This window comes from Flavobacterium sp. (genome assembly GCF_017985075.1).
GTDB lineage: Bacteria > Bacteroidota > Bacteroidia > Flavobacteriales > Flavobacteriaceae > Flavobacterium.
In genome coordinates this window covers 1-12,690 of record NZ_JAGNYF010000007.1, presented here as the reverse complement: position 1 = coordinate 12,690, position 12,690 = coordinate 1, and the positions used below count along the sequence as shown (strand labels likewise).

Annotated in this window: 10 protein-coding genes; all 10 read right to left on the bottom strand. The window is 32.0% G+C overall.

The features are described from left to right. Positions 1–72: 72 nt before the first annotated feature. Positions 73–693 carry a dethiobiotin synthase gene (bioD, locus tag KA468_RS02730; protein ID WP_291241415.1) on the bottom strand — a complete coding sequence of 207 codons (621 nt, stop codon included), beginning with the start codon at positions 691–693 and terminating at the stop codon, positions 73–75. Between the two features lie 50 nt (positions 694–743). Beyond that, a complete protein-coding gene (locus KA468_RS02725; RefSeq protein ID WP_291241414.1) occupies positions 744–1,145 on the bottom strand; it encodes a GxxExxY protein in 402 nt (133 codons plus the stop codon). Between the two features lie 39 nt (positions 1,146–1,184). After that, the gene (locus KA468_RS02720; RefSeq protein ID WP_291241413.1) at positions 1,185–1,589 is read right to left on the bottom strand and encodes a DUF2007 domain-containing protein; all 405 of its coding nucleotides are present in this window, start codon (positions 1,587–1,589) and stop codon (positions 1,185–1,187) included. Positions 1,590–1,591: 2 nt separating this feature from the next. Beyond that, a complete protein-coding gene (locus KA468_RS02715; protein WP_291241412.1) occupies positions 1,592–2,743 on the bottom strand; it encodes a pyridoxal phosphate-dependent aminotransferase family protein in 1,152 nt (383 codons plus the stop codon). A 70-nt stretch (positions 2,744–2,813) separates the two neighbouring features. Next, positions 2,814–3,095, bottom strand: a complete 282-nt coding sequence (locus KA468_RS02710) for a F0F1 ATP synthase subunit epsilon (RefSeq protein ID WP_291241411.1) — start codon at positions 3,093–3,095, stop codon at positions 2,814–2,816. A 75-nt stretch (positions 3,096–3,170) separates the two neighbouring features. Further along, positions 3,171–4,682 carry a F0F1 ATP synthase subunit beta gene (gene atpD, locus KA468_RS02705; RefSeq protein WP_291241410.1) on the bottom strand — a complete coding sequence of 504 codons (1,512 nt, stop codon included), beginning with the start codon at positions 4,680–4,682 and terminating at the stop codon, positions 3,171–3,173. A 261-nt stretch (positions 4,683–4,943) separates the two neighbouring features. Then, on the bottom strand, positions 4,944–8,387 hold the full coding sequence (locus tag KA468_RS02700) for a choice-of-anchor L domain-containing protein (protein ID WP_291241409.1): 3,444 nt from the start codon (positions 8,385–8,387) through the stop codon (positions 4,944–4,946). A gap of 240 nt (positions 8,388–8,627) precedes the next feature. Beyond that, on the bottom strand, positions 8,628–10,475 hold the full coding sequence (gene glmS, locus KA468_RS02695; protein WP_291241408.1) for a glutamine--fructose-6-phosphate transaminase (isomerizing): 1,848 nt from the start codon (positions 10,473–10,475) through the stop codon (positions 8,628–8,630). Positions 10,476–10,487: 12 nt separating this feature from the next. Then, positions 10,488–12,287 (bottom strand): DUF4270 domain-containing protein, encoded by a 1,800-nt coding sequence (locus KA468_RS02690; RefSeq protein WP_291241407.1) that lies wholly within the window; start codon positions 12,285–12,287, stop codon positions 10,488–10,490. 2 nt (positions 12,288–12,289) lie between these two features. After that, positions 12,290–12,690: glycogen/starch synthase (locus tag KA468_RS02685; RefSeq protein ID WP_291241406.1), on the bottom strand; the 401-nt coding region annotated here is incomplete at its 5' end.

The window sequence follows — 12,690 nt, the reverse complement described above, 5'->3', positions numbered from 1 at the left end:
AAATAGAACATAGAAAAAAGATGCTCGTAAATTCTAAAATTATAGTGCAAAGATAAAGGCTATTTCTATATTCTATTCTATTTTTTGAAGATTTTCTCGAAACAAATCAGCGTAATATTTAATTACATTTTGGTCGAAATACGGTTCGTTGTCAATTCTTCCTATCATAGGAACCTTTGTTTTTTCTAAAATAATGCTTTCTGTAGCTTTATTTTCATCACCTGAAAAAATAATTCCAGCCACATTCAAATTTCTAGATTTCAAAATTTCAATTGTCATTAAGGTATGGTTGATGCTTCCTAAATAATGACGAGAAACCACAATTACTTTATAATCTGGTTGAATGATGTCAATAACACAATCCTTATTATTTAAAGGTACTAAAACTCCACCGGCACCTTCAACTACCAAATGATTTTTAGTTTTTGGCTGCTTAATTTGTTTTAAATCTATTGTAATTCCATCTATTTCAGCAGCATAATGCGGACTTGCAGGTGTTTGCAGTGCATATGCGTTTTTATGAAAAGTTGTGGTTGTATTTGATACATATTTCTCTACTTTATTTGTGTCGGAATTATCTAAATCGCCCGCTTGTATAGGTTTCCAATAATCGGCATCTAAAGCTTCTACAATAATTGATGAAGCAATTGTTTTGCCTACATCGGTTCCGATTCCAGTTATAAATAGTTTCATATTTTTGAGTTGTGTTGTATATTTAAAATTAGATACACAGATTTGACAGATTAAACGGATTTCAAATTTTGTTTTTTATCGTTAGTTAAAATAATTCTTTCAAATTCTACTTCTTCACCAAAATTTAAAAGCAAACCTACTTCTATTTCTGTAGATTTTAAATAATTATAAAGCTGACTTGAATGAGCCGACATTAATAATTGAGCTGATTTTAATTCAACTATTACTTTTTCTTCAACTATTAAATCTGCAAAATATTCACCAACTAATCTATTCTTATAAAAAACTTTAATTTGTTTTTGAGCTTCTACATTTAATCCGAGTTCAAGCAATTCAAAATACATTGCATTTTGATATACACGTTCTAAAAAACCATATCCTAATGAATTATACACATTATAATAAGCTTTTAAAACTTTTTCTGTTATACTTTTATGTAGTAATTTATTCATAAAAATCCGTTTAATCCGTCAAATCTGTGTATCTAAAAATTAAAATTCAAAATTACAGCTTTCGCACTTATATTTTTGATTCGAAAATAAGGGCATTGATAAAGTAAGTAAGGCATAAATGAAAGCAAAAAAAGATTTAAAATCTTTAATAGAAGTAACCATAGTGATTTTTTGAGAACCACAACTCGGGCATAATAATAATTCGCCTTTATCATCAACAGAATATTCTGGAATGGAGTCTAAAATATGTCTTGCTTTTAGTACGTCTTCTGAATTTACAAATAATTTAACGCCGCCTAAAGCATTACTCCATGCAGGTTCGGTGTTAATTGTATTTTCATTTTGTAAAAATACTTCGATATCTTCCGATTCTAACTTGGCTTTAAACAAATACGCTTCAGAGGAATATTGATAATTGGCAACTTCAATTAATGATTGTTTCATATTTATAAAAGTATTAATGCACTTAATTCGTCTAATACATTTTTCATTTCTAATTCTGTAGTATATGAATGTAAACAAAATCGAAGTCTTTCTTGACCTTCTGGAACGGTTGGCGACAAAATAGCTTTCACTTCAAAGCCTTTTTCTTGTAATTGCGAAGCTATTTTCTTTACTTTATTATTTCCAGGAATTATGGCCGAATGAATGGCCGATTTACTATAAACAAATAAGGGTTTTATACCTAAAAGTTGTTTTTGCTGATTGAAAAAAGTAATGTTCTCTATTAATTTGAGAAGTTCAACCGACTGAAGCAAATTTTGATACGAAATTAAAATTGTAGCTACCGAATGAGGCGAAAGTCCGGTTGTATATATAAAACTTCTGGCAAAATTAACTAAATATTCAGTTAAGTCAGCATTTCCTAAAATAGCAGCACCGTGACAGCCCAAACCTTTTCCAAACGTCATAATTCTGGCAAATACTTTATTTTGAAGTTGTTGCGATTGTACTACGCCTGCGCCTTTCTCTCCAAAAACTCCTAATGCGTGTGCCTCATCAACCACTAAAAGTGCCTTAAATTTTTCTGAGAGTTGTACTAAAGTTTCCATATTTGGCGTATCGCCATCCATTGAAAAAACGGATTCTGTAACGATGTAAATTGTCTGTTGTTCGGAATTTGGAATTTGGAGTTTGGCAATTTTCGTTTCTAAATCTTCGTAATCGTTATGTTGAAATTTATACGATTTGGCGTGACTCATTTGTATACCATCACGAATGGAAGCGTGACATAATTCGTCATATAAAATAACGTCATTTCTTTGCGGCACAGCGCTAAAAAAACCAACATTAGCATCGTAACCAGAATTAAAAATTAAAGCCGCTTCAGATTGATGAAAAGCTGCAATATATTTTTCTGTAATGTCATACAAATTATGATTTCCTGAAATTAATCTAGAACCTGTTGCGCCGTTAATTTTTATATTATTATCAACTAAATATTGATGTGTATTATCAAAAATTTGTTCGTTTTTAGCAAAACCTAAATAATCGTTAGATGAAAAATCGATTCCATTTGTAGCAATAGGCAAATTGCGTAAAGCATTTGAGTCTTTACGAAAAAGTAGTTTTTGCTGAAGTGCTTTTGGAATTTTCATATATGTAAAAATAAAAAAAATCCCGATAAGAAAACACTTATCGGGATTGTTATTTTAATAAATAACGGATTTAGTCTGCTAAAACAATTACTTTATTGTTATTCATCTCTATAGTACCAGATTGAATGGCTAACCAATACGTTTGCTCATTTACTTTTGTAAATTTTGCTTCGTTGTTTTTATCAATATTAAAACTTGCTGCACTGATTTTTACATTTCCTTTTTGTAAAATGGAAACTACCGCCGCGTGATTGTTTAACATTTGAAACTCGCCATTAATTCCTGGAACAGAAACAGATGTTACTTCTCCTGAAAATAAAGTGGCTTCTGGTGATACTATTTCTAAAATCATACTTTTATAATTGATAATTAATAATTGACAATGGATAATTAATTGTCAACTATTAATTGATAATTGTCTAATTAATTAAGCTTCCGCTAACATTTTTTCTCCAGCTTCAATAGCTTCTTGGATACTTCCTTTAAGGTTAAATGCTGATTCTGGTATACGGTCTAATTCACCGTCCATAATCATATTAAATCCTTTGATTGTATCTTTAATATCTACTAAAACACCTGGAATCCCTGTAAACTGTTCTGCTACGTGGAAAGGTTGAGATAAGAAACGTTGTACTTTACGAGCACGAGATACGACTAATTTATCTTCTTCAGATAATTCTTCCATACCTAAAATCGCAATAATATCTTGTAATTGTTTGTAACGTTGTAAAATTTCTTTTACTCTTTGTGCACAATCATAGTGCTCATCACCTAAAACTTCAGGAGATAAAATACGAGAAGTAGAATCCAATGGATCTACCGCTGGATAAATACCTAACTCAGCAATTTTACGAGACAATACTGTTGTAGCATCTAAGTGAGCAAATGTTGTTGCTGGCGCCGGGTCAGTTAAGTCATCCGCAGGAACGTAAACCGCTTGTACCGATGTAATAGAACCTGTTTTTGTTGAAGTAATACGCTCTTGCATAACTCCCATCTCTGTTGCTAAAGTTGGTTGGTAACCTACTGCAGAAGGCATACGTCCTAAAAGTGCAGATACTTCAGAACCCGCTTGTGTAAAACGGAAAATGTTATCTACGAAGAAAAGTACGTCTTTACCTTGTCCAGTTCCAGCTCCATCACGGAAATATTCCGCAATAGATAATCCTGATAATGCTACACGAGCACGAGCACCAGGTGGCTCATTCATTTGTCCGAAAACGAAAGTAGCTTTTGACTCTCTCATTCCTGGCATATCTACTTTAGATAAATCCCATCCTCCATTTTCCATAGAGTGCATAAATTCATCACCATATTTTATAATTCCTGACTCTAACATCTCACGAAGTAAGTCATTTCCTTCACGTGTTCTTTCTCCTACTCCTGCGAATACTGAAAGTCCACCGTGACCTTTTGCAATATTATTAATTAACTCCTGAATTAATACCGTTTTACCAACTCCAGCACCACCAAATAAACCAATTTTACCTCCTTTTGCATAAGGCTCAATTAAGTCGATTACTTTAATACCTGTAAATAAAACTTCAGAAGAAGTAGCTAAATCTTCAAATCTTGGTGCCGCACGGTGAATAGACATTCCGTTATCTCCGTCTTTAGGTAACTCACCTAAACCATCGATAGCATCACCAATAACGTTGAATAAACGACCATAAACGTCTGGTCCAATTGGCATTTTGATTGGATTTCCTGTTCCAACCACTTCAGTACCTCTTGATAAACCATCAGAAGAGTCCATTGAAATAGTACGTACCGTATTTTCTCCAATATGAGATTGTACCTCTAAAACCAATTTAGTACCGTCTTTTTTAGTAATTTCTAACGAATCATAAATTTTTGGAAGTTCTCCGTTAGTAGTGTCAAACACTACGTCTACAACTGGTCCAATAATTTGTGCAACTTTTCCTGTAACTTTAGACATTGCTTATGTATTTATTTAATAGCTATTTATTATTGAAAAAAACATACTTTTTTCAGAGTGCAAAGATAGTTTTTTTAGATGCAATTATGCAATATATTTTTTGACTTTTTTTCAAAAAAAAAGCGAAATAGTGATTATTTCGCTTTTTTGTGTTATTCACATTTTTGATTTTATATTTTTAATCAAGATTTTAATTGAAATTGATTCTACTCAAAATAAATTTTAAAAAAACCCGATTCGTTTTTTGAATCGGGTTTGAATTTAATTAATTACTAATTTTTTAATTTGTTTTATTAAAGTATCGGAAGTAATTTCAACCATATACAATCCTTTCGATAAATCAGACGTATTTATTTGTAATTCTCTAGAGTTTACTTCATTTATTTCTTTAACTTTTTTTCCTAAAATATCATAAATTACAATTGATTTAATACTTTCAGAATTATTTTGCAAATAAACTTGAACAAAATTTGAAGCAGGATTTGGAACCAATAAAAAATTACTTGTTTCAAATGCTAAGTTTCCTAAAGCAGAAACAAACTGAGTGTTAAACGTATTTGTTACAATGGCAGGATTTGTATCAAAATAAATGTTTGCAGTGTTTGGTATAATATCTCCAATTGCAAAACCTGGTTTTAGTTTTATTTTAAAGCACACATAACCTTTACTCAATTCCTCATTTGAAAGTGCTGGAGGTAAATTAATGTAATCAAACTTCCAAATGATTTGGTTGTTAATTCTTTCCATTACGTAACCATGACTTGCGCTAATCATTTGTATACTCGTTTCATCTAATTTCGTATCTAATATATCTTCAATTTTGACACTCAAAGCATTTGCAGTTCCTTCATTTTGGAAACGAATAGTATAATATAAATAATCGTTAGCGGTAAACTGATTGTATTGAATTTTATCACCATGCGACTCCATTTTATCATTTGGATCATAAGAAGCAACAACAATTTGAGAATTTGAAAAAGCATTATTGGATAAATTAATATCTCCAGATGGAGCGGAAACTGTAGCATTATTTGTCAAAACATTATTTATATTCACAATAGGTATTGCTGGAACACTCATTGTAACATTTATAAATCGAGTTTCATATGGATTTAGATTTGCAAAATCATAAGTAAATCCAGTTGCGTTACTCACAATTCCAGGTTGTGATACAGAAGTTATTGTTGCGTTAGCGTCTTTAGTAAATGAAACTTGTCCACTTGTTGTTGCTATACCTAAATTTCTATAAACAATTTTATTGGTGTAGTTAAATCCCGGTCTTGGTGGAGAAATTGAAACTATTGAAACAGCTACATCATTATAACCAGACACAAGAGTTATTGGGAAATATAATGTTTGTGTTCCACTTCCTAATGTTATGCTTACATCATTATAATTAGTTGTACCAGCAGAATAATATGGTGCATATTCTGAACTTAATGTATAACTAAAATCATACGTATTAATTGGATTTGAATCATAAACGGTATACGTTCCAAAAGGAGAAGATATATTACTTATTGGTCCAGCATTATTTTGTTGTGAAACAAATGATCCATAGGTAAAATTAACTTCACCGCTATCTTTAATTCCATTATTATTTACATCAACATATGCAATAAGATTTATTTTGTCTGAACATTCTGGCGGACCAGTTGTAAAACTTCCTGCTTTAATAAATACAGCAGAATCAAAAGCAGTATCACTTCTATCAGCCACAACTAATTTAATATGATAAGGGTGATTAGGAATAATAGCTGATGAAGCGGTCATTTCAGCAGTTTGCCCATTAAAATTTGTTGCTGAAGCATAATTAGTAGCTCCAGAAAAATAAGTGTCAAAAAAACCAGGATTTACGGAAATACAACTATTATTATATAATGCATCTCTTATAGTAACTACTGAAACTGGTGCTGTTGTTCCGGGTACAACTGCTAAATTTGTGGTAACCCCTGACACTAAATCAGTTAGTAAAAAAGCAAAGGCATCTGCATAAGCACATTGATAAGTACCATATTCATCGGAAGCAAATAAGAAATTAAAACTCATAAACTCATTCAAACTTGTAAAATCAAATTCAAGTTTTGTTGCATTTTTTGAATTCATAGCTGCTCCTGTAGCCGCTAAAATTATATTTTCAAGCTGTAAATCACCTGACCAACCATTAGCACCTTCGCTTAAAATGGATGTATTTGGACCAGGTACATTATTTACATTACCAGTAGAAAGTACAATTCCAGATGATAACGGGAAAGTTGGGTTGGTATTTGTAAAATATCCAATACCATTAGTTGAACCAAAATTAATACCTGTACTAGAAGTTACATTTGAAATAGTGATACATGGATTATTTACTAAAACATTCGTTACTAATTGCTGGTTTGTATACGTTGTTGTATTAGTAACTAAAGGAGGTAAAGATATATGGGGAGTAAAAGCATAACCTGTTGTCCAGTTACTTTTAGCACTAACACCGCAAATTCTTCTTATATAAAATTTGTAATCAATTCCAGTTATTAAACCAGATGCTGTATAAGTATTTTGATTTACTAGTATTCCTACAGATGTACTTGTTGGTGCCGCTTCATTAGCCAATAAAACGAGTGCTTCCCATTGGGTTGCTGAACCAACAGCCCATGTTAGTATTGCGCTTGTTGCGCTAATGCCATTTGTAGAAATTGAAGTGGGAACTGAACATGTGGATGTTGTAAAAATTGAGTATAAAGACCAATTACTAGAACTTGTAGCTGAGCAAATTGTTCTTACGAACGCTTTATAAGTTGTTCCAGATATTAACCCTGAAGCTATATAGGGATTGGTAGTTGTCAAAACACCTGTTGAAGTTGCTGTTGGCGCAGTCATAGACCATGGTTGAACAATTACTTCCCATTGAGTTGCTGCGTTATTTGCGGCCCAAGACACTGCTACACTTGTTGGACTAGTACTATTTATAGTAACTAGAGTTGGAACTGAACATGTTGGTGTGGTAAAAATTGAGGATGAAGTCCAATTAGTAGTACCTGTAGCTGAGCAAATTGTTCTTACATATGCTTTATAAGATGTTGCAGGTAATAATCCTGAAGATGTGAAAGGATTTGTAGTTGTCAAAACACCTGTCGAAGTTGAAGTTGGCGAAGCCATAGATGATGGTTGAACAATTACTTCCCATTGAGTTGCAGAACTATTTTCAGTCCATGCTAATGTAACTGTATTTGAAGTTACTGTAGATGTAATTATCGATGTTGGCGGTAAACAAGTCGTCACAGGACCACAAGCTACATTAGCAATCCAACCTGGTAGATTATAAGTGCTATCGCTTCTAAATCTGAAAGTTAATGAACCATCAGAACTTGAAGAAGTTATGTATCCAGGACTATTAGTTCCCCAGAAAGCACCTGGTAATCCTCCAGGAATATTTCCTGCTGGATTTGCACTTGAAATTTGTGGCGCATTGATAGAGTTTCCATTATAAATATAAAGACCGTCGTAATTGGCTTCTGTTTCGAAAGAAGTAAAACTTACTGTAACAAAATCTCCAGGATTATTTGGATAAATAGTTACTGTATAATCACTATTATCTGTATAATTTGTAGTTGCACCTTCAGGATCAGTAAACGTTCCTCCACAAACTGGTGATGTTTGTGCATATGTTAATAGTGTTCCGAAAAATAATGCAAAAAAACTTAAAAGTAGTTGTTTTTTCATGGTTGGTTGATTTATAATTTTCAAATATATATTGATTTTTAATCACTTACAAACAATAAACAAGTTTTTTATTCTAAAAAATCATATTATTAGCGAAACAGGGTTTTAATCATTACTAATTTAAAAGAAATCAGTAGTTATTTTAATTGTATGGTAATAGAATTTTATTATTATGTTCCTTGAGTTAAAACTAAAAAACTTTAATAAAAAAGCGAAATAGTGATTATTTCGCTTTTTTATTTATTCTACTGTAACTGATTTTGCTAAATTTCTTGGCTGATCCACATTACAACCTCTTAATACTGCAATGTGATAGGATAATAATTGCAAAGGTATTGTAGTTAGTAACGGTGTTAAAGCTTCCGAAGTTTCTGGAATTTCAATTACGTGATCTGCTAAAGCTTTTACTTGCGTATCGCCTTTCGTTACAACCGCAATAATTTTTCCGCTTCTTGATTTGATTTCTTGGATATTACTTACCACTTTGTCGTAATGCCCTTTATTTGGAGCAATAACTATCACTGGCATTTGTTCGTCAATTAAAGCAATTGGTCCGTGTTTCATTTCCGCAGCTGGATAGCCTTCAGCGTGAATGTAAGATATTTCTTTTAATTTTAAAGCGCCTTCTAATGCTACAGGAAAGTTAAATCCTCTTCCTAAATATAAAGCATTTGGTACATCTTTATAAATTTTAGCAATTTCAAAAGCCACATCATTTGTTTGCAACGCTTCTTTTACTTTTTCAGGAATCATTTCTAATTCTAACAAATAACGTTGGTAATCCGAATGATTCATAGTTCCTTTTGCTTTAGCTAAACGTAACGCTAAAAGGGTTAGAATTGTAATTTGAGTAGTAAATGCTTTGGTAGAAGCTACTCCAATTTCTGGACCCGCGTGTGTATAAGCTCCTGCGTGAGTTTCTCTTGAAATAGAAGAACCTACAACGTTACAAACTCCAAAAACAAAAGCCCCGTTTTCTTTGGCTAATTTTATAGCCGCTAAAGTATCGGCTGTTTCTCCTGATTGAGAAATAGCAATTACCACATCGTCTTTATTGATAATCGGATTTCTATATCTAAATTCTGAAGCATATTCCACCTCAACTGGTATTCTTGCAAATTCTTCAATTATATATTCGGCAACCAAACCGGCGTGCCATGACGTGCCACATGCAATAATTAAAATACGTTTGGCATTGGTAAATTTTTCTAAATTATCTTCCACACCCGACATTTGAATAATGCCTTTGTTTGCTAATAATCTTCCTCTGTAAGTATCTTTAATTACATTTGGTTGTTCGTATATTTCTTTTAACATGAAATGTTCGTAACCTCCTTTTTCAATTTGCTCTAAGTTCATTTGTAATTCTTGAACATAAGGGTCTACTAAAGAATCGTCTTTAATTTTACGAACTTTCATTGGTTTTTTCAAACGAATAATAGCCATTTCTTCATCTTCTAAATAAATAGCATTTGAGGTAAATTCAATAAAAGGCGAAGCATCTGAAGCCACAAAATATTCGTCTTCACCAATACCAATTGCTAATGGAGAACCTAAACGCGCACAAACAATTTCGTCTGGCTTGTTTACATCAAATACTACAATTGCATAAGCACCGACAACTTGATTTAAAGCTACTTGCACAGCTTTTCCTAATTTTAAATTGTCTGTTTTCTGAACGTCTTCAATTAAATTAATTAAAACTTCGGTATCCGTATCAGAATGAAAAACATAGCCTCTTTTAATTAATTCTTTTTTTAACGGTTCATAATTTTCAATGATTCCGTTGTGCACAATGGCTAATTTCCCGGAATTTGAAAAATGAGGGTGTGAATTTACATCATTTGGTACTCCGTGAGTCGCCCAACGTGTATGCCCAAAACCTATATGTCCGTCAGTAGTTATTTCTTTTGCAACTTTTTCTTCTAAATCGGAAACTTTCCCTTTAGTTTTACAAAGTTTTAAATTTTTTCCGTCATATAAAACTAAACCAGCACTATCGTAACCTCGATATTCTAATCTTTTTAATCCTTTAATAATTATTGGATAAGCTTCTCTATGACCAATATAACCTACGATTCCACACATATATATAAGGGTTTAATTTGGTTTTGTATAATGTATAACTAATTTCAATTTTTTAGATGCGTCTGCAGGGCTAGGATTTGTACCGTGAAGCACAACACCTTGTTGCTCCATAATTGAAGCTACAGGAAAATATTCAACAGCATCATTTGTTCCCATTATAGTATTATTCAAACTACGTGGCGATTTATAATAATAATTATTAGAATACGCAATATTTTCAGTAACGGTAAGACCTAATCTTACGTTTTTATTTAAATTAGTATCCGTACTATTAATTAGATTATTAATATGTTGTGTGATTCTAATTTTATATTTAATTCCTTTTTTGTTAGCAGTATCGTCACGTTCAATAATTCCGCCAAAAATTAATTTATTGTATTTTGTATTTGAACTTGTGGTAGCATCAAAAGTATAATCTACTAAAGGCTTTTGATTCGTAGCATCAAATAAATACAACCTTTCCGCTTCTAATTGATTGGCGCCTGCCATTGCTGTTTTATCTATATAGCACTCTAAATACGCTTCATTAATTAACCAGCCTTTTAATCGTAATTCTTCTAACTCATCTGGCACTTGATTTGCACCAGCAACGAAAACTCCATTCACTAATTGCTTAACATCTGTATCGCCAAAAACATCTATGTACACTACAGAACCTTTTCCACCTTTCAAAAATAAATTAGAATTCTGCCCTGTTACTTGATTTGAAGCAGACAATCCAGTATTGTATACTCCAGAATAAGAATAATCTTGTAAAGAAACTGAATTTGCACCAGAATTTACACCTAAATTTAGCACAGCTGTTTTAGAAGTTGCTGCAGTTCCTGTGGCAGCACCATCTTCTACAGAGCTATAATTTATATTTACCTTTGCGTTTGAAAAATTAATCATGGCCATAGCACCTTCTTCTCCTGGAAGTTGTTCCATTTTAAAATACAATCCTTTAAAATATTGTTTAAATTCATTGTTGTTAATTAGGTTTGCGCTTCCAGCTTCTAATATTCTTTTCTTAAAAAAAGCTTTATTTAAAGTTAGATATATACCCGGCGCTAAACGTTCCTTAACTACTCGTAATGAAGCATCATTTTGATTGGCTAATACTACATCATTTGCATCTACATATTCCAAAATACCTGTTGTGGTATTGAATTTTGTTTTATAAACAATAATTTCTGCTTTATTAAAAAAGAACTGATCGTTTTCTGCTGTATTTGGACTATCATTTAAGCGTGTTCCGTTTTGTACAGAGTTTCCATTACCATCATTTCCTCTTTTTAGATTCTCAAAATTAATTGAAGTACCATTTGCAGAGCCGTCAGAAAAATAGCGTTGGGCTGTTTGAGAATTATCTAATGGGTTATATGAATGTAAATAATATCCGTTTTCGTACACACTCAATTTCATTTTACTTTCTTTGTTTGTACCATAAACTGAATTCAAAGCATATACTTTAGAACCATCGGTATTCGTAGATTCCACTGTACTAAAATAAGGCACATACAAAATCGCGTTTTCTACTTGCACATTCGTTCCAAATTTAGGCTGAGCTGCTGCTAACGAAACTTGAGAAACAAAATTTGCTTTCGTAACTCCAAAGTATGGGTTATTATAAATCCCTAAGGGATTTATTGGCAAATTATTGGTTTGCACTTCTTCTGTTTTGACAGAATACGCTTTCAATTGTGCTTCATGTGTACTGAAATCAAAATGTTCGTCACCCACTAAATCTGATCCAATAGTATTAAAATCTTGATCACAAGAAATAAATACCATTGAAAAAACTAAAAATAATATGGTTAGCTGTTTTCTCATTTTTATTGTACTTTATTTTTTAAAAACTCTAAATATGTTTCTTTAAACGATTCTTTCGGGGTGAAAGGTAAAAAAGGTTTTTTTGAAGTTTCTATATATTTTGTTAAATCTGCAGACACGCCTTCTGAAGCTATTATTATAGCATCTGAATGATCAATTGTTGCCTTCATTAAATTAGTAAAAACAGGTTCTTTGTACTTAGAAATAGCAGCCTCAGGTAAATTATCATATGCTAACTTAGTAATTAATTCTGCATCAAGCATTCCTTCAAAATCTGTAGCATAAATAGACGTGATAATTTTTGTGTCTTCAAAAATACCTTCATCTTTATAATAATGCTTTAAATATACAGGCAACAAAGACGCCATCCAACCATGAACATGAATAATATCGGGTACCCAAT

Bases quoted from the DNA above. Each gene is read 5' to 3' on its own strand.
- atpD (WP_291241410.1), bottom strand. From the start codon at position 4,682: ATGTCTAAAGTTACAGGAAAAGTTGCACAAATTATTGGACCAGTTGTA.
- KA468_RS02720 (WP_291241413.1), bottom strand. From the start codon at position 1,589: ATGAAACAATCATTAATTGAAGTTGCCAATTATCAATATTCCTCTGAA.
- KA468_RS02715 (WP_291241412.1), bottom strand. From the start codon at position 2,743: ATGAAAATTCCAAAAGCACTTCAGCAAAAACTACTTTTTCGTAAAGAC.
- bioD (WP_291241415.1), bottom strand. From the start codon at position 693: ATGAAACTATTTATAACTGGAATCGGAACCGATGTAGGCAAAACAATT.
- KA468_RS02700 (WP_291241409.1), bottom strand. From the start codon at position 8,387: ATGAAAAAACAACTACTTTTAAGTTTTTTTGCATTATTTTTCGGAACA.
- KA468_RS02725 (WP_291241414.1), bottom strand. From the start codon at position 1,145: ATGAATAAATTACTACATAAAAGTATAACAGAAAAAGTTTTAAAAGCT.
- KA468_RS02690 (WP_291241407.1), bottom strand. From the start codon at position 12,287: ATGAGAAAACAGCTAACCATATTATTTTTAGTTTTTTCAATGGTATTT.
- glmS (WP_291241408.1), bottom strand. From the start codon at position 10,475: ATGTGTGGAATCGTAGGTTATATTGGTCATAGAGAAGCTTATCCAATA.
- KA468_RS02710 (WP_291241411.1), bottom strand. From the start codon at position 3,095: ATGATTTTAGAAATAGTATCACCAGAAGCCACTTTATTTTCAGGAGAA.